Origin of the sequence: Antiquaquibacter oligotrophicus, from assembly GCF_020535405.1 — a bacterium.
Taxonomy (GTDB): domain Bacteria; phylum Actinomycetota; class Actinomycetes; order Actinomycetales; family Microbacteriaceae; genus Rhodoglobus; species Rhodoglobus oligotrophicus.
The window spans coordinates 2,358,061-2,373,214 of record NZ_CP085036.1 but is presented as its reverse complement, the minus strand read 5'-3'; the positions used below and the strand labels follow the sequence as shown (position 1 = coordinate 2,373,214).

At 66.8% G+C, this 15,154-nt stretch carries 17 protein-coding genes; 13 read left to right on the top strand and 4 right to left on the bottom strand.

The window, feature by feature from the left end:
• The first annotated feature begins 24 nt into the window (after nucleotides 1-24).
• Genes LH407_RS11475 through LH407_RS11465 form a run of 3 tightly spaced genes read left to right on the top strand, consistent with a single transcriptional unit; the run spans nucleotide 25 to nucleotide 1,564 of the window.
• Complete coding sequence (locus tag LH407_RS11475; RefSeq protein ID WP_322133853.1) at nucleotides 25-615, top strand: sulfite oxidase-like oxidoreductase; 591 nt, start codon at nucleotides 25-27, stop codon at nucleotides 613-615.
• Nucleotides 616-626: 11 nt separating this feature from the next.
• The gene (locus tag LH407_RS11470) at nucleotides 627-1,316 is read left to right on the top strand and encodes a ferredoxin reductase (RefSeq protein ID WP_322133854.1); all 690 of its coding nucleotides are present in this window, start codon (nucleotides 627-629) and stop codon (nucleotides 1,314-1,316) included.
• The gene (locus tag LH407_RS11465; protein WP_322133855.1) at nucleotides 1,313-1,564 is read left to right on the top strand and encodes a DUF6510 family protein; all 252 of its coding nucleotides are present in this window, start codon (nucleotides 1,313-1,315) and stop codon (nucleotides 1,562-1,564) included. The genes LH407_RS11470 and LH407_RS11465 overlap by 4 nt, the downstream gene beginning before the upstream one ends.
• Here LH407_RS11465 and LH407_RS11460 read toward each other — a convergent pair.
• Complete coding sequence (locus LH407_RS11460; protein WP_322133856.1) at nucleotides 1,542-2,051, bottom strand: hypothetical protein; 510 nt, start codon at nucleotides 2,049-2,051, stop codon at nucleotides 1,542-1,544. The genes LH407_RS11465 and LH407_RS11460 overlap by 23 nt on opposite strands.
• A gap of 115 nt (nucleotides 2,052-2,166) precedes the next feature.
• Here LH407_RS11460 and LH407_RS11455 point away from each other — a divergent pair, with 115 nt between their 5' ends.
• A complete protein-coding gene (locus LH407_RS11455) occupies nucleotides 2,167-2,913 on the top strand; it encodes an FAD binding domain-containing protein (RefSeq protein ID WP_322133857.1) in 747 nt (248 codons plus the stop codon).
• On the top strand, nucleotides 2,910-5,519 hold the full coding sequence (locus LH407_RS11450; RefSeq protein ID WP_322133858.1) for a molybdopterin-dependent oxidoreductase: 2,610 nt from the start codon (nucleotides 2,910-2,912) through the stop codon (nucleotides 5,517-5,519). Before LH407_RS11455 ends, LH407_RS11450 begins: the two co-directional genes overlap by 4 nt.
• A gap of 65 nt (nucleotides 5,520-5,584) precedes the next feature.
• Here the strand turns inward: LH407_RS11450 and LH407_RS11445 are convergent, their stop codons facing one another.
• Nucleotides 5,585-6,502 carry an XdhC family protein gene (locus LH407_RS11445; protein WP_322133859.1) on the bottom strand — a complete coding sequence of 306 codons (918 nt, stop codon included), beginning with the start codon at nucleotides 6,500-6,502 and terminating at the stop codon, nucleotides 5,585-5,587.
• A gap of 68 nt (nucleotides 6,503-6,570) precedes the next feature.
• On the opposite strand from LH407_RS11445, the gene LH407_RS11440 reads away from it, so the two are divergent.
• Genes LH407_RS11440 through LH407_RS11430 form a run of 3 tightly spaced genes read left to right on the top strand, consistent with a single transcriptional unit; the run spans nucleotide 6,571 to nucleotide 8,393 of the window.
• The gene (locus tag LH407_RS11440) at nucleotides 6,571-6,822 is read left to right on the top strand and encodes a type II toxin-antitoxin system Phd/YefM family antitoxin (protein WP_322133860.1); all 252 of its coding nucleotides are present in this window, start codon (nucleotides 6,571-6,573) and stop codon (nucleotides 6,820-6,822) included.
• Entirely contained in the window at nucleotides 6,819-7,079 is a 261-nt protein-coding gene (locus LH407_RS11435) for a Txe/YoeB family addiction module toxin (protein ID WP_322133861.1), read from the top strand. The genes LH407_RS11440 and LH407_RS11435 overlap by 4 nt, the downstream gene beginning before the upstream one ends.
• Nucleotides 7,080-7,121: 42 nt before the next feature.
• Complete coding sequence (locus LH407_RS11430; RefSeq protein ID WP_322133862.1) at nucleotides 7,122-8,393, top strand: amidohydrolase family protein; 1,272 nt, start codon at nucleotides 7,122-7,124, stop codon at nucleotides 8,391-8,393.
• A 108-nt stretch (nucleotides 8,394-8,501) separates the two neighbouring features.
• Here the strand turns inward: LH407_RS11430 and LH407_RS11425 are convergent, their stop codons facing one another.
• Nucleotides 8,502-9,452 (bottom strand): PDR/VanB family oxidoreductase, encoded by a 951-nt coding sequence (locus tag LH407_RS11425; protein WP_322133863.1) that lies wholly within the window; start codon nucleotides 9,450-9,452, stop codon nucleotides 8,502-8,504.
• Nucleotides 9,449-9,994, bottom strand: a complete 546-nt coding sequence (locus tag LH407_RS11420; RefSeq protein WP_322135042.1) for a helix-turn-helix domain-containing protein — start codon at nucleotides 9,992-9,994, stop codon at nucleotides 9,449-9,451. Before LH407_RS11420 ends, LH407_RS11425 begins: the two co-directional genes overlap by 4 nt.
• Nucleotides 9,995-10,253: 259 nt before the next feature.
• Between LH407_RS11420 and LH407_RS11415 the strand changes: the two genes are divergently transcribed.
• The 5 genes from LH407_RS11415 to LH407_RS11395 all read left to right on the top strand — a co-directional run bounded on the left by LH407_RS11415 (nucleotide 10,254) and on the right by LH407_RS11395 (nucleotide 15,140).
• Nucleotides 10,254-11,498 (top strand): amidohydrolase family protein, encoded by a 1,245-nt coding sequence (locus tag LH407_RS11415; protein ID WP_322133864.1) that lies wholly within the window; start codon nucleotides 10,254-10,256, stop codon nucleotides 11,496-11,498.
• A gap of 8 nt (nucleotides 11,499-11,506) precedes the next feature.
• The gene (locus LH407_RS11410) at nucleotides 11,507-12,259 is read left to right on the top strand and encodes an ABC transporter ATP-binding protein (RefSeq protein WP_322133865.1); all 753 of its coding nucleotides are present in this window, start codon (nucleotides 11,507-11,509) and stop codon (nucleotides 12,257-12,259) included.
• Nucleotides 12,259-13,119 carry an ABC transporter permease gene (locus tag LH407_RS11405; RefSeq protein ID WP_322133866.1) on the top strand — a complete coding sequence of 287 codons (861 nt, stop codon included), beginning with the start codon at nucleotides 12,259-12,261 and terminating at the stop codon, nucleotides 13,117-13,119. The genes LH407_RS11410 and LH407_RS11405 overlap by 1 nt, the downstream gene beginning before the upstream one ends.
• A 62-nt stretch (nucleotides 13,120-13,181) precedes the next feature.
• On the top strand, nucleotides 13,182-14,354 hold the full coding sequence (locus tag LH407_RS11400; RefSeq protein WP_322133867.1) for an ABC transporter substrate-binding protein: 1,173 nt from the start codon (nucleotides 13,182-13,184) through the stop codon (nucleotides 14,352-14,354).
• 27 nt (nucleotides 14,355-14,381) lie between these two features.
• Complete coding sequence (locus LH407_RS11395) at nucleotides 14,382-15,140, top strand: SDR family NAD(P)-dependent oxidoreductase (protein WP_322133868.1); 759 nt, start codon at nucleotides 14,382-14,384, stop codon at nucleotides 15,138-15,140.
• Nucleotides 15,141-15,154: the final 14 nt, after the last annotated feature.

Here is a 15,154-nt window from a genome sequence, read left to right as displayed (position 1 = left end):
GTCGCGAACTGGATACTCTGAACCATGACCATCTTCACGCGAGGATTCTCCGGCCGGGGCCGGGACAATAACCCCGATCTTCCGCCCGGTCAGTACCTCACCGAGGACTTCCCGGTGCTCTCCGCGGGACCCACCCCGGAGATCGCCACCGAGGACTGGCAATTCACCATCTCCACCGAGACCAAGCGCTACTCGTGGACGTGGGAACAATTTATGGCGTTGCCCATCGAGGAGGTGGGAACGGACATCCACTGCGTCACCCGCTGGTCGAAACTCGGCACCAGCTGGCGCGGGGTCTCGCTCGACACTCTCTTCGCCGATGTGGACACGAGTTACGAGTTCACGATGGCCCACTCGTACGGCGGATACACCACCAACGTGCCACTCGAGGACCTGCTCGACGGCAAAGCCTGGATCGCGTTCGAGTTCGACGGCGAGCCCCTCCACCCCGAGCACGGCGGCCCCGCTCGCCTCCTCGTGCCGCACCTGTACTTCTGGAAGAGCGCAAAATGGGTGCGCGGCCTCGAGATGCTGCCGCAAGACGAGCCCGGGTTCTGGGAACAGAACGGCTACCACATGTACGGCGACCCCTGGCAGGAAGAGCGGTATTGGTAGGGCGCTGGCTTGTGGGCACGGTTGAGTCGACGTCGACGCTGACCCCCAGCGGTCGCAGCATCACCGTGTCCCTGCCCGGGTGGCCGGGCAACATCGCCGGTCAGCACGTCGACGTGAGGCTTACGGCACCCGACGGTTACCAGGCAGTGCGCTCGTACTCGATCGCCTCGGTTGGGCCGGCCGAACTCGTGGAACTCGCCGTCGACAAGCTGCCGACCGGTGAGGTCTCCCCGTACCTCGTCGATGACGTGCAACCCGGCGACATGCTCGAGCTTCGCGGTCCGCTCGGCGGATGGTTCGTCTGGAAACCCGAGCAGACCGGCCCCGTGCAACTCATCGCCGGCGGTTCTGGTGTGGTACCCCTCGTGTCGATGGTGCGGTCACACACGGCATCCGGGTCGGATGCCCCCTTCCGAATGCTGTACTCGGTTCGCACGCCGGATGACGTGTTCTACCGCGAGGAACTCGCGGGTTCCGGCGTGCAGGTCGACTACGTCTACACGAGAGCCGTCCCCGCGGGATGGCCGACGGGGCCAGGGCGACTGACGAAAGATCGGCTCGCGGCATCCGTGTTCCCCGTGTCGGAGACCCCGGCGTTTTTCGTGTGCGGGCCAACCGCCTTCGTTGAGGCCGTCGCGACGTGGCTCGTGGAACTCGGCTACCCGGCCGAGACGATCAAAACGGAGAGGTTCGGCGGATGACACACCTCGATGGCAACGTGCTGGCCGGTCCCCTCTCGGAGCTCTTCCGCGCCGATATGACCACCGCCACGGGGCGGTGCGCACACTGCGGAGACGTCTCTGTGCTCGCCGAAGCGGTCGTCTACGACGCCGCGCCCGGATGGTGTGTGCGCTGCCACGTGTGCGACGACGTGCTCATGACCCTCGTGCAGGCGGGAGAGCGCCTGCGGGTGGACCTACGCGGGGTTACTGCGCTGGAAGTGGGCTGACCGCTGACTGCTCCCGTTCCAGCCGGCGAATGAGCCGCAGCACGATGAGCAGCGGGATGATGCCGAACACCCCGAACGAGATGTCGATGAGCGTCCATCCCCACGGGATGCCGCGGATCGGCCCCGCGATGATGGCAAGCGGAATGACGGCGATGCAGGCGATCATCCCCCAGTGGATCACCCACACGTTGCGCACCGGGTCGCGCCATGGACCGATGAAGAGGATCGCGATGACGAGGTGCGCGAACGCGAGCCAGTCGGTGCCGTAGGCGAGGAACGGGTACGCGTCGTTTGTTGCGATGAGGCCGTCGCGAACCTGCTCGATCCACTGCACGAGACCCGGCAGCCACTGAGGTGCCGGGGAAGCCTGCAGGATGTCGGAACCGATGCGCAGCTCCGTCTCGAGGGGGAACGCCGTCACCCCGCTGACCACGAGTGCGGCGATGAAGATCGCCAACCAGATACGAATCTGCGTCAGGACGGTCACCCCTTCAGTATCCTCCTTCGCCGAGCGTCGGACCGGCACGTCATGTAACGCCGCCGACACAGAAATGATGTTGACTGCATGAACAATGGATCTGGTCGGCGTTCGCGAGTACAGGGTGGCTACCACCCGGAGTGACCTCGCCTTGGGTGCCCGCGTCATCGGTGGCGGCACGTGGTTGTTCTCGGAGCCTCAGCCCGGAGTGACCGAAGTACTCGACCTCTTGGGCTTCGGCTGGGACCCGGTCGTGCGACACGACGACGGATCCCTCGAGATCGCCGCCACGTGCACCATCGCAACGCTGCGGGCCTTGCCAGACTCACCCCTGTTCCCGCTGTGTGCCGACTCGCTCCTCGCATCGTGGAAGATTCAGCACATCGCCACGGTGGGCGGCAATATCGCAACCGCGTTGCCCGCCGGCCCCATGACGTCGCTCGCCGTCGCCCTCGACGCCGAGGTCGTGATCTGGTCGGCCGACGGGGAACGACGGATGCCCGCATCCGAGTTCGTGCTCGGCGTGCAGCACACAGCGCTCGTGCCGGGCGAAGTGCTCCGCTCGATCATTTTTCCGGAGCATTCGCTCTCGTCGCGTCAGGGCTTCCGGCGAATTGCCTTATCCCCGCTGGGGAGAACGGGCACGCTCGTGACCGCGCGACGCGAAACCTCCGGAGAAACGGTCTTTGGGGTGACCGGGGGAACACCCAGGCCGTACGTGCTCCGTTTCGCAAGCTCGCCCGACAGTCGCACACTCGCCGACGCGGTCGACGGCATCGACGACTGGTACGACGACGCCCACGGGGCCCCCGACTGGCGGCGCGCGATGAGTCTGCGCTTCGCTGAGGAGCTTCGGGAGGAGTTGTCGTGAGATTCACCGTCAACGGCGAACCCGTCGAAACCGAACCACGACCGGGTCAAGTGCTGCGCACCCTCCTGCGCGAACTCGAGCATTACGAGGTCAAGAAAGGCTGCGACGCCGGCGACTGCGGCGCGTGCACCGTGCTGCTCGACGGCAGCGCCATCCATTCCTGTATCTACCCGGCACAACGCCTCGAGGGTGCGGATGTGACAACGGTGGCGGGACTCGGAGACCCGGAACACCTGCACCCCGTACAGGAGAGTTTCGTCAAGGCAGGCGGATTCCAGTGCGGGTTCTGCACGGCCGGGATGGTCGTCACCGCGGCGGCGATCACGGCCGAGGGTGCCGTCGACGAGGAGGAGCTGCCCCGGCTGCTCAAGGGCAACCTGTGCCGGTGCACGGGGTATCGCAGCATCCGCGACGCCATCTGCGGTGTCGCCAATACCGAGACCGTCGCCGAGGGCGAGGCAGCTGGCCGATCGGTCGCAGCGCCGGCCGCACGCCGCGTCGTTGCCGGCCGTGAGCCCTACACACTCGACTTCACCACCACCTCGCTTGCGCACCTCGCGGTGCTCGCGAGCCCATATGCCCATGCGCGCATACGATCGATCAACTCGACGGCCGCCCTCGCCATGCCGGGTGTGATCGCGGTCCTCGACTACCGGGACTCCCCCACGACGCTGTTCTCCACCGGCCGCCACGAGCACCGAACCGACGACCCGGACGACACCCTCGTCTTCGACACCGTCGTGCGCTACCGCGGCCAGCGTGTGGCCGCCGTCGTCGCCGAATCCCTGGCCGAAGCGGAACTCGCCCTCGCCGCGATCGTTGTCGACTACGAAGAACTCCCGGCCGTGTTCGACCCCGTCGTCGCCCGAGAACCGGGCGCGCCGCTCGTGCACGGCGACAAGGGTGCAGACCAGCGCATCCTCGATGCCGGGCGCAATACCCTCGCCGAGTTCTCGGGTGAGACGGGAGACGTCGAACGCGCGATAGCGGATGCCGCGGCATCCGTCACCGGAACGTGGCAGACCTCTCGTGTCAACCACGCCGCCCTCGAGACACACGCAACACGCGGCTGGCTCGACTCCGACGGACGACTGGTGCTGCGCACCTCCAGCCAGGTGCCGTACCTGGTGCGCGATGAGCTCTGCCACATCTTCGGCCTCGAGCAGGAACGGGTGAGGGTCTTCACGGGTCGTGTGGGCGGCGGCTTCGGCGGTAAGCAGGAGCTCTACACCGAAGACCTCGTCACCCTCGCGGTACTCAAGACGGGTCGCGCCGTGCAACTCGAACTCACGCGCGAACAGGAGTTCACCGTGACCTCACCGCGACACCCGATGCGCGTGAGCGTGACCCTCGCGGCCGACGCCGACGGGATTCTCACCGCCATGGACATCGAACAGCTCATGGACACGGGTGCCTACGGCAACCACGGCATTGGGGTGATGTACCACTCGATCCACGAATCCGTCTCGGTCTACCGCTGCACAAACAAGCGCATCCACGCTCAGTCGGTCTACACCAACAACCTTCCATCGGGAGCGTTCCGCGGATACGGGCTCGGTCAGGTGATCTTCGCCATCGAATCGGCCATGGACGAGCTCGCGAGGGAACTCGGCATCGACCCCTTCGAGCTGCGCCGACGGAACGTGATCGTGCCCGGCGACCGCATGGTGGTCGCCGATCCTGACGAGGAATCCGATCTCGGCCTCAACAGCTACGGTCTCGATCAGTGCCTCAACATCGTGGAGGAAGCGCTCGGCTCGGGTCGCGGCCTCGACGCTCCGGCCGGGTGGCCGGTCGGACGAGGGATGGCGCTCTCGATGATCGCCACCTTGCCGCCCCGCGGTCACTTCGCGGAAGGAACGGTGACCCTCCTCGAGGGCGGCGACGTCGAGATTCGTGTCGGCACGGCCGAGTTCGGCAACGGCACAACCACCGTCCACGCCCAGCTCGTGGCATCCGTTCTGGGTCTCACACCCGAACAGGTGCGGATCGTGCAGTCCGACACGGATGCCGTCGCCTACGACACGGGAGCCTTCGGGTCCGCTGGGGTCGTCGTCGCGGGCAAGGCGCTGTACGCCGCTGCCGTGGACCTGCGGGAGCAGATCGCCGCGCAGGGGCGGATCCCGGGGCTCATGGGGCGCGGGCGCAACGACGGAACGCCGCGCTCGGTCGCGTTCAACGTGCACGGGTTCCGGGTTGCGGTGAATCCCGCGACCGGCGAGGTGCGCATCCTGCAGTCTGTGCAGGCGGCGGATGCCGGAACCGTGCTCAACCCGGAGCAACTCCGCGGCCAACTCGAGGGTGGAACCGCACAGGCGATCGGTTCATCGCTCTACGAGGAAGTGCGACTCGACGGCGCGGGTACCGTGACGACCGCGGCCTTGCGGAATTACCACATCCCCCAGTTCGCGGATGTGCCGTACACCGAGACGTACTTCGCCGACACCTTCGACGAGTTGGGCCCGCTCGGCGCGAAGTCCATGAGCGAGGCGCCGTACAACCCGGTGGCCCCGGCCCTCGCCAACGCGGTACGCGATGCGCTCGGCATTCGTCCGTTCGAACTGCCGATGTCGCGCGACCGCCTGTGGCGCCTCGTCAACGGCTGACGTTCGCCGTCATCGTCGCGCGCAGGTTTACCGACCGCGCGCAGGTATAAACGGCCGCGCCAGGCTCAAACCTCAGCGCGCGGGGCGACGCTGAGCGACGTCCCGGAGTGGATGGGGCCCTGGGTTGACGCGAGGGAGCGGGTGCTCGCGCCGGTGCGCACCGCGAGAACCTCCGCGAGGATCGACACGGCCGTCTCCTCGGGGGTGGATGCCCCAACATCCAGTCCGATCGGCGAGTGCAGCCGCGCGATCGCCTCGCCGCCTACCCCGAGTTCCTTCAACGACGCGACACGTCTCTCGTGCGTGCGACGCGACCCCATCGCGCCGACGTAACCCGCGCCCGAGGACAGCGCCATGGCGAGCACTTCGGAGTCGAACCGCCAGTCGTGGCTCAGAACGCACACCGCAGTGTTGTTGTCGAGGTCGACCGACCGGAGGTACTCGGTAGGCCACTGCACCACAACGGACGCCCCGGGAAACCGTTCCGGGGTCGCGAAGAGCGGCCTTGGGTCGCACACCGTGACCGCGTAGCCGAGCATCCGTGCCGCCGCGGAGAGCGCGGCGGAGAACTCCATCGCACCGACGATGATCATGCGCCGTTGCACGGGCGCGGGTTCCGTGTAGTCGCGGCACACCTCGAGCGGCTGCGACTCGCGGAGCGCACCGAGCAGGCGATCGTCGAGCAGTTGCACGTGGATGCGCAGTTGGCCACCGCACGTAAGCCCGACGCTGAACGCCGTCTCGTCGTCGACCCCGTACTCGACGGTGCGCGGGCGGCCGTCGGCGAGCACCTCTTCGCACGCGTCGACGACGGCACCTTCGACACATCCGCCGGCGATAGAGCCGATGACGGCGATTCCGTCGTAAGCCATGGAGGTGCCGACGGTGCGCGGGGCGCTCCCCTCGACGGAGATCGCCGTGGCGACCGCGATGGGATGCCCGGCCGCCGCAGCGGCGAGGAGGCGATCCGCGATCTCGTGCATTCCCCCAGCGTCGCACACGGGCATTTCGGGCGCATCACGCGACGTACAGAATCCTGTACAATTCATTCATGCGCAGCATCAGCTACTCCGAGTCGCGAGCACGCTACGCCGAAGTTCTCTCGGCCGTTGTCGACAACCGCGAGGAGATCATCATCACGCGCGCTGGTCACGAGCCCGTCGTCATGGTGTCCCTCGATGACTACGAATCACTCAAGGAGACCGCGTACCTCTTGCGCAGCCCGGCGAACGCACGCCGCCTGCTTCGCGCGATCGATGAACTCGAGTCGGGCTCTGGGGTCGCCCACGACCTCGTCGAGTGAAGTACGTGTGGCACGAGAGTGCCTGGCTGGACTACGAGTGGTGGCAGACCCAGGATCGAAAGGTGCTCAAGCGCATCAACCTGCTGCTGCGAGACATCTCCCGCAATGGCAACGAGGGCATCGGTAAGCCGGAAGCACTCAAGCACGGCTTCCACGGTTACTGGTCGCGCCGCATAACCGACGAGCATCGGCTGGTCTACCGCATCGAAGGCGACGAGGTCCGGATCGCGGGCTGCCGGTATCACTACGGCGACTAGCGCGATACACCGGCGACACACAGCGCTGGTAAAAACGTCAGCATGCTGACCATCACCGGCGCCACCGCCATCGTCGTCGACGAACACACCGAAACGGCGGGCGACCTCCACCTCGCTGACGGCCTCGTGGCCGGTGCAGCGAGCGGGGACATCCTCGACGCGACAGGATGCATCGTCACCCCCGGCCTCATCAACGCCCACCATCACCTGCTCCAGACGGCGTTCCGCACCCTCCCCGGCACGCGCGGTGTGCCCATGGCGCAGTGGCTGCCGACGATGGCGGCGGCCTACACCGAGGTGGGGGTGGATGCCGAACTCGCGTCGGTCGCAGCATCCGTTGGCCTCGCCGAGGCGCTGCTGTGCGGGGTCACTACCGTCGCGGACCATCACCTCACGTGGCCGAGCGGCGCGGACACTGTCGCCATCGCGACCGCCACCGCGGATGCCGCCCGCGCACTCGGGGCCAGGCTCGTGTTCGTGCGCGGCTCGGCGCGCGATGATCCGCAGGAGGCTGCCGCATCCGCCGACGCCATTGCGACGGCACTCGCCCCCCGCACGGCCGACGGCATGCTGCAGCTCGCCGTGGGTCCGGCTGGTGTGCACAGCGACTCGCGGGAGACCTTCGAGCTTCTCGCGGAGGTCGCGACGCAGCACGGGCTGAGGCGGCGCACCCAAGCCAATGAGCAAGTGGATGTCGCCATTGCCCTCGAGCAGTACGGACGGCGACCGATCGACCTGCTCGACGAGTGGGGCTGGATCGCCGACGATGTCACGCTCGCCCATCTGTGCGACGTGTCGACCGAGGAGATCGGGCGACTCGCCGCTGCCGGGGTCACGGCGACCCACGCGCCCGGATGCGACCTTCCGATGGGCTGGGGAATCGCCCCCGTCGCCGCACTGAAAGCCGCCGGAATCACCGTCGGTCTCGGCACGAGCGGCGGCGGCAGCAACGACGCAGGACACCTGCTCGCGGATGCTCGGCTCGCCATGCAGGTCGCACCGCTGGTTGGGCCTCCCGTGCCCGCCCGCGAGGTGCTCGCGATGGCAATGGCGGGCTCGGCTGCGGGACTCGGCCGACCGGAGCTCGGCAACCTGCGCGTCGGATCGGCCGCCGATGTGTGCGTGTGGGACGTGTCGGGCGCCGCGGATGCCGGGGTCGCCGACCCCGTAGCGGGTTTGCTGTGGGCGGCCCCTGGCCGGCGTCCCCGCCACGTCGTGGTTGCTGGGCAGGTCGTGGTGCGGGACTACGAACTCGTCACCGCCGACGAACGCGGGCTCGTGGCATCCCTCGCCCGTCGAGTGGGACGTCGCTGAGCGCGCTGGAGCTAGGAGCGAAGGCCATTTCTGGCCTTCGCCGCGACGCAGCGCCGATGCCCGTCCCGGGCATCGGTTTAGCTCCGCCTACAGCTCAAGCAGAAGACGCTACAGCTCAAGCAGAAGGCGGGGGCAGGCCGCGCGGGAGACACACGGGTACATCACCGTGTTCGCCGCCTGCTCGTCCGGGGTGAGGATCGAGTCGCGGTGGTCGACCTCGCCCTCCATGACGGGCGTCTCACACGTACCGCACGTGCCCTCGCGGCATGAGGAGAGCACCAGCACGCCGGCCTCTTCGATGACGTCGAGCACCGACCTCTCCGGGGGAACCTCGAGCACGAGCCCCGAGTAGGCGAGCTCGACCTCGAACGGGCCAGCGAGCACGGGAGGGCCGAACTCCTTCGGCTCGAAACGCTCAACCTTCAGCTGACGCCCGCGGGCGGCCTCCTCGACCGCGGCGATGAGACGTGCCGGACCGCAGCAGTAGGTGGTCGTGAAGGGCTTGAGGTCGGCGAAGAGCGCCTCGAGGTCGAGCCGGAGGCCCTCATCGGCCGGGTAGGCCGAAACTCGATCGGGGTGGGCGGCCGACAGCTCGTCGAGCAGTGCCATCGTTGAGCGCGAACGGCCCGCATACTCGAGCCGATAGTCGACGCCCGCGGATGCCGCGGACGCCACCATCGCGGAGATCGGGGTAATGCCGATCCCTCCGGCGATGAACAGGTAGCTCGTGCCGCGCTCCGGGACGAACTCGAAATGGTTGCGGGGGCCCGCGATCGTGATCGTGTCACCCACCGCTCGATCGTGTAGCCACAGCGATCCGCCGCGTCCGTCCGCCTCGCGCAGCACCCCGATACGCCACGTCGCCTCACCGGGAACCCCGCAGAGCGAGTATTGGCGGGCATCGCCGTCGGGCAGCAGCACGTCGATATGGGATCCGGGCTGCCACCGAGGCAGCGGCACTCCGGAGGGAAGGGCGAGGTCGAACAGTACAACGTCGTCTGCGGCGCGGGTCATCCCCGCGATGACGACGTCGAATTCTCCGGCGACGTGAGCGGTCATAGGTGCTTCGGCTTCTCTTTCACGACGAACAGACGGAACCCTCCTGGCGCGACCGACCGCCACCGATGGGGGGTTCCCCCACCGTAGTAGAGCGAATCGCCGGGCAGCACGGTGACAACACCCTGCGGCCCGAGGTCGACTTCGACGGCACCCTCGACGACGTGCAGAAACTCGTCCTCGTCGTGCACGAAGTAGTCCCCGAAACTCTCGTTGGCTCCCGTGAACTCCATGGGATGGAACCGACGGATGCCCTGCACGAGCATCCGTGCCTCACCTTCGGCGTAGTGCCCCCGCGTTCCCTCCCCGCTGCGCACGACGGTGGCGGCGACCTCGGTCTCCTCGCCGGTCTGCTCCGCCGCGGCGATGAGTTCCAGCTGACTGCTCCCGAGCGCTCGAGCGATTCTCTCGAGCGAGACCATGCTCGGTCGCGCGAGGCCCCGCTCGAGTTGGCTGAGGAACGGATGCGAGAGTTCGGCGTCCGCGGCCAGTTGCACGAGCGTCAAACCGCGCGCTCGACGAAGCTCGCGAATGCGGCTTCCGATGCGCTCGGCCTGGTGGTCGATGGCGGCGGTCAGGGCGGTGACGATGGCTCCTCGGGGTGGGTCGTGATGTCCAGAACTACCACAGGACGGGGAGGCCGCAGACCGGAACTAGGCTGAATTAACACGTGGAAACGATCGCGTTACGTGCCAGAAATGCGCGCTGCATAGATTCGTCAGTGTTGAGTCCATCAACATTTGCGTGCACCCAGCCCAATGACGTGGTGGAGGCATTCCACCCCGACTCCCGAAGGCCGAACGCGTGACACTACTTCCCCTGCCTCTCTCGCAGCTGAGGAATGTCACGCTCTCAGACGGCTCCGTGTGCGATGTCGAACTGATCGATGACGTTGTCCGCGGGGTGCGACCCTCTGAGGGCCGCCCCGGTGAGGTCGGCTCGAGCGAGTTAGACCTCACCGGCTTTGTGCTTCTTCCCGCTGCCGCGGAGCCTCACGCTCACCTCGACAAGGCGCTCACGTGGGACATCATCAACCCGCCGGCCGGTGACCTCGAGCAGGCGATCGCGTCGTGGCAGGCTTATTCCGTCGAGATGTCGGTCGACTCGATCGCCGACCGTGCCCGCACCCAGGCACTTGCCATGCTCCGCAACGGCACCACGGCCATCCGAACCCATATCGACCTTCTTCTCGGCCCCGCTCCCCTGCGTGGAGTCGAAGCACTCGTGCGCGTCCGGGACGAACTCTCCGAGCTCATCGACATCGAACTTGTCGCCCTCGCCGGTTGGCAGGCGCCGGATGCCACGGTCGAGGCCGCTCTCGACCTGGGTGTCGACCTCGTGGGCGGCGCCCCCCACCTCGCGCCCGACCCTCTCGCCGATCTGCGCCGACTCGTGGCGATCGCGGACCGGCGAGGTGTCGGTATCGACCTCCACACCGATGAGAGCCTCACCAATGACGTGACGATCATGGAGTACGCCCGGCTTGTGCGCGGGTGGTCGCGGCCCGTGTCCGCTGGCCACTGCGTACGCCTCGGAACTCTCGAGCAGCACGAACTCGACGACGTCATCACCGAGGTGCTCGCGAGCAACATCGGCATCATCTCGCTGCCTATCACGAACCTTTACCTGCAGGGCTGGAACCACCCGGTGTCCACTCCGCGCGGCCTGACAGCTCTCCGTGCGCTGCTCGACGCGGGTGTGCGAGTGGGCGCAGGAGCCGACAACGTGCGTGACCCGTTCAACCCGGTTGGCCGTAGCGACGCCTTCGAGACGGCATCCCTGCTCGTGACCGCCGGACATCTTTCGCTCGAGGAAGCATGGGCTGCCGTGAGCACGGGAGCACGTTCGGTCATGTCCCTGCCGCCCGCCGGGGTCTCCGTCGGATCGCGGGCCGAGCTGGTGGCGGTGCGCGGCTCGAGTCTCTCCGACGTCGTGGCAAACGCTCCCGCCGACCGATTTGTCATTCACGCGGGCCGACTCGTCTCCCGCAGCCACGTTGTCACCGACATGGCTCTCCCCTCCCGCACACCCCTACTCGAAACGAGGTGATGACCACGATGCCGACAGCAACTCTCACCGATACGCTCCTCGATTTCGAGGACGTCGCAATGACCTTCCCCGACGGCACGGTCGCCCTCTCCGGTGTCGATCTCACCGTCAAGCGCGGCGAATTCGTGACCGTCGTCGGCCCGTCCGGTTGTGGCAAGTCGACTCTCCTGCGCATCGCGTCGGGTTTGGAGACGGCATCCCACGGCACCGCCCAGGTCAACACCGACCGCATCGGCTACGTGTTCCAGGATGCGACGCTCCTCCCGTGGCGGGACGTGCGCTCGAACGTCGAACTCCTCGCCGAGCTCAACAAGATCCCGAAAGCGGAACGCGCGGCCAAGGCCGAGGAAGCCATCCAGCTTGTTGGCCTCTCCGGGTTCGAAAAGCATCTCCCCAAGGCGTTGTCGGGCGGTATGCGCATGCGCACGTCGCTCGCTCGCTCGCTCACTCTCGAACCGGAGATCTTCCTCTTCGATGAGCCGTTCGGCGCGCTCGACGAGATCACGCGAGAGCGACTCAACGACGAACTCTTGCGCCTGTTCCATGAGAAGCAGTTCGCCGGACTGTTCATCACGCACTCGGTGTCCGAAGCGGTGTACCTCTCGACGAAGGTCATCGTCATGTCGGGCAGACCGGGACACATCGTGGACGAGTTCGAGGTCCCGTTCGACATGCCGCGTGACCCAGAGATTCGGTTCACGGCGGAGTTCGGGGATCTCGTCGGCAAGGTTTCGCACGCACTGAGAGAAGGGCACGCCTGATGGCCGACACGACCCTCACCGCATCCGACGACATGATCGTCGCCGCACCGGCAACGGGCGGCACCCCGCACCGCCGCAAGCTTCCGGACGGCCCTGGCAAGATCTACGTCTGGGGCCCGCCGCTCCTGGTCCTCGCGGCCGTCATCGGCGGATGGTTCTTCATCTCGCTCGTTGTGCTCGGCGAGCGCTCGTTCCTGCTCCCCCCTCCCAACGAGGTGCTCGGCACCCTGCTCGTGGAGAAGACCCGCAACGATGTCATCACGTCGTTCCTCAGCACGGCTCAGGTCGCACTCATCGGTCTTGTGATCGCCTCGGTGATCGGCATTGTCTGGGCGATCACCATGAACGTGGCGCGGTGGGTCGAGCGTTCGACGTTCCCCTACGCCGTCATCCTGCAGGCGGTGCCGATCCTCGCCATCGCCCCGGTCATCACCATCTGGGTCAACGACGCGTTCTGGGCCCGCACGATCGTGTGTGTGCTCATCGCGCTGTTCCCCATGGTCTCCAACACGCTCTTCGGTCTGCAGTCGGTCGATCGTGGTCACCGTGAACTGTTCAAGCTGCAGAAGGCGTCCCGTTTCACGGTGCTGCGCAAGCTCGAGCTGCCCGCAGCGACACCCGCGATCTTCGCCGGCCTGCGGATCTCCGCCGGCCTTGCGGTGGTCGGCGCGATCGTCGGTGACTTCTTCTTCCAGCGCGGTGTGCTCGGCCTCGGTGCGCTCATGCGCAAATACCAGAGCCGCGTGGACAACGCGGAGCTTCTCGCCACCGTGCTCGTCGCCGTGCTCTTCGGTGTTCTCGTCTTCCTGCTGTTTGGCCTTCTCTCGAAGATCGCCGTCGGCAAGTGGTACGACAACTGACCCCTCGAACGTTTCCTGCCCACCCTGCACCACACCACGCACCACACACAGAAGGAGATCCCATGCGCACATCCCGCACTCGTGCGATCGTCGTGGCCGGCCTCACCGCCGCCACGCTGGCGCTCGCAGCCTGCGCCGCACCGGCAGCGGAGGAGGAGACCGGAGGCGATCTGACGATCGGCTCGATCGATCTCGCCGCCGCCGGCTGCCCCGCCAACATCCGTATCGCCACCGACTGGTTCCCTGAGGCAGAACACGGTCACCTGTACGAGCTCATCGGCGACGACTACACCGTCGAGACCGAGTCCGAGTACTCCGTCACCGGCCCGCTCATGGCCAGCGGCGAGTACACGGGTGTCGACGTGACCGTCATCTCCGGTGGTGCTGCCAGCTCCGCGTTCCTGCAGCCGGACGCCATGATGTACTCCGACGACACCATCTTCATGGGCTACGTCGGCTCCGACGAGGCCGTTGTCCACTCTGGTGAGTTCCCCACGGTCGGTGTCTTCGCGCCGCTCGAGAAGGACCCCCAGATGATCATGTGGGACCCGGAGACGCTTCCGGATGTCACGTCGATCGCCGACCTCGGCACTGCGGGCACGTCGATCCGCCTGTTCCCCGGCGGCTTCTACATCGACTACTTCCTCTCGGAGGGCATCCTCAAGGAGGAGCAGCTCGACTACAGCTACGACGGTTCCCCCGCAGGGTTCGTCGCCGCTAACGGATCCGTCGCCCAGCAGGGCTTCGCTTCGGCCGAGCCCTACATCTACGAGAACGAGATCGCGGACTGGGGCAAGCCCGTCGACTACCAGCTGATCAACGACGCTGGCTACCCGAAGTACGCGGCGGTCGTCTCGGTCATCCCCGAGAACATCACCGAGTACGAGGAGTGCCTCACGGCGCTCGTGCCGGTGCTGCAGCAGGCGAGCGTCGACTACTACGCCGACCCGGCCGACACCAACGCCCTGATCCTCGACGCCGTCGAGACGTTCGACACGTTCTGGGTCTACAGCCAGGGTGTTGCCGACTTCTCGGTCGCAACCCAGCAGGAGATCGGTCTCGTGGGTAACGGACCGGACGACACCGTCGGCAACGTCGACTACGACCGCGTTCAGTCGCTCGTGGACATCGCCTACGGCATCTACGCCGATGACACCGAGAAGAACATCACGCCGGGGCTCACGGCCGAGGACATCTTCACGGACAAGTTCATCGACCCGTCCATCGGCTTCTAGCCAGCAGTAACCCGAGAGGCCCCACCCATGATCGACACCGTCACGCCCGAGCCAAGGCTCACCGGCAAGCGTGTTGTGATCACGGGTGGGGCCCGCGGTATCGGCGGTGCGATCGCGCATCGTTTCGCGGTCGAGGGTGCTCGGGTGAGCATCCTCGACCGCCTCGCCGAGGAGGGGGCGGGGCTCGCCTCGAGCCTCGGCGCAGACTTCCACGAGGTCGACCTCCTCGACCCCGTCGACGCCGAGCGCGCGACCCGAGCAGCCGTCGACGGCCTCGGTGGCGTCGACGTGCTCGTCAACTCGGCGGGCATTCTCCGCTTCACCCCGCTCCTCGAGCTCACCGTGAAGGAGTGGAACGAGACGTTCTCCATCAACACTCGCGCGATGCTCACAACCATGCAGGTGTGTGCCCGATCGATGATCGCCGCCGGAACGGGCGGCTCCATCGTCAACCTCGCGAGTATGGCGGCCAAAAAGGGCGGAGCGGGCGAAGGCGCCTACCCGGCCTCGAAAGCTGCCGTTGTCGCCCTCACCCGCACGGCCGCCCTCGAGTGGGGTGAGCACGGAATCCGGGCGAACTCACTGTGCCCCGGCTACATCCTCACCGACATGGGCGCCGCGACGCGCACGCAGGAGAAGATCGACCTGTGGTCGAGCTACTCGCCCCTCGGGCGCCTCGGCGAGCCGGAGGATGTCGCATCCGTCGCCCTCTTCCTCGCGAGCGAGGACTCCCGCTATCTCACCGGCCAGGCGATCAACGTCACCGGTGGCATGGTCATGCACTAACCGCACCACGAAAC

Coding starts and splice junctions, on each gene's coding strand:
- LH407_RS11405 (WP_322133866.1), top strand. CDS start 12,259: ATGGCCGACACGACCCTCACCGCATCCGACGACATGATCGTCGCCGCA.
- LH407_RS11400 (WP_322133867.1), top strand. CDS start 13,182: ATGCGCACATCCCGCACTCGTGCGATCGTCGTGGCCGGCCTCACCGCC.
- LH407_RS11465 (WP_322133855.1), top strand. CDS start 1,313: ATGACACACCTCGATGGCAACGTGCTGGCCGGTCCCCTCTCGGAGCTC.
- LH407_RS11430 (WP_322133862.1), top strand. CDS start 7,122: ATGCTGACCATCACCGGCGCCACCGCCATCGTCGTCGACGAACACACC.
- LH407_RS11410 (WP_322133865.1), top strand. CDS start 11,507: ATGCCGACAGCAACTCTCACCGATACGCTCCTCGATTTCGAGGACGTC.
- LH407_RS11425 (WP_322133863.1), bottom strand. CDS start 9,452: ATGACCGCTCACGTCGCCGGAGAATTCGACGTCGTCATCGCGGGGATG.
- LH407_RS11395 (WP_322133868.1), top strand. CDS start 14,382: ATGATCGACACCGTCACGCCCGAGCCAAGGCTCACCGGCAAGCGTGTT.
- LH407_RS11445 (WP_322133859.1), bottom strand. CDS start 6,502: ATGCACGAGATCGCGGATCGCCTCCTCGCCGCTGCGGCGGCCGGGCAT.
- LH407_RS11475 (WP_322133853.1), top strand. CDS start 25: ATGACCATCTTCACGCGAGGATTCTCCGGCCGGGGCCGGGACAATAAC.
- LH407_RS11440 (WP_322133860.1), top strand. CDS start 6,571: ATGCGCAGCATCAGCTACTCCGAGTCGCGAGCACGCTACGCCGAAGTT.